This window comes from Collinsella sp. AF19-1LB (assembly GCF_003459655.1).
GTDB lineage: Bacteria > Actinomycetota > Coriobacteriia > Coriobacteriales > Coriobacteriaceae > Collinsella.
The window spans coordinates 1-1052 of record NZ_QRWO01000070.1; the positions used below are offsets into that span (position 1 = coordinate 1).

Below are 1052 nucleotides of genomic sequence, written 5' to 3' on the forward strand. Positions count from 1 at the left end.
AGATGTGGTGTAAGAGGCGGGGCATGCCCCGCCTCCGCCCTTTCTTGAAAGGGAGGGGACACCGCCTAGAATTCGTCGTTGGAGTAATGAAGGTGACGGATGGAAGGAAAGGCGATGCCCCAAGAAGAGAGTGTACTGCGCCTCGGCCGCGACGAGGCCCTCGAGGCGGCGAGGCTTTGGCAGGAGTGCGGCGACGCGCGCGAGTTCGCGTGCAGGGTGCTGGGCAGCGTGATGAACGCGCTGATGGACTCCGAGGCCCAGCAGATGTGCGGCGCGAGCCGCAACGAGCGCAGCGACGGCAGGGAGAACAGCCGCAACGGCTACCGCCCCAGGTCGCTCAAGACCGCCGTGGGCGACGTGGAGCTCGAGATACCCAAGCTCAGGCACGGCACCTACTACCCCGAGGGCATGCTCGCGCGATGGTCGCGCGTCGACACCTCGGTGGCCGCCATCGTGCAGGAGATGTACGTATGCGGCGTGTCCACCCGCAAGGTCGAGCGCGTGGCGTCCAAGCTGGGCATATCCTCGCTGTCGAGCTCGGAGGTCTCGAGCCTCTGCTCCGACCTCGACGCCGAGGTGGCGGAGTTCCGCCGCCGCGACCTGTCGGGCACGCCGTGCTGCTACCTGTGGCTCGACGCCACCTACATGAGCTGCAGGGTCGGCTCGTCGGTCGTCTCGCAGGGCGTCGTGACCGCGATCGGGCTGGGCGCCGACGGGCGCAAGCACTTCCTGGGCTGCGACGTGGTCGACACCGAGAGCGAGGACTCCTGGGCGGCATTCCTCGGCGGGCTGCGCGAGCGCGGGCTGGCCGGCGTTCGCCTCGTGGTCTCCGACAGCCACGCCGGGCTCGTGGCCGCCGTCTCGCGCCTGTTCCAGGGCTGCGCCTGGCAGCGCTGCGTGACGCACCTGCAGCGCAACCTCCAGAGTGCCTGCTCGGGCAGGCCCGAGGACTCCAAGGCGGCCGTCAGGGACCTCGTGCACGCCGCGGTCTACCAGGACGACCCCGACCTCGCGCGCTGCGTGTGGGCCGAGGCGGCGCCCCCGGGGGGGGC

1 protein-coding gene is annotated in these 1052 nt (G+C 70.2%); it reads left to right on the plus strand.

Going from position 1 to position 1052, the window contains the following annotated elements; translation table 11 throughout:
• Positions 1–114: 114 nt before the first annotated feature.
• A partial coding sequence (locus DWX39_RS10765; protein ID WP_233512214.1) for an IS256 family transposase occupies positions 115–1052 on the plus strand: 938 nt, incomplete at its 3' end.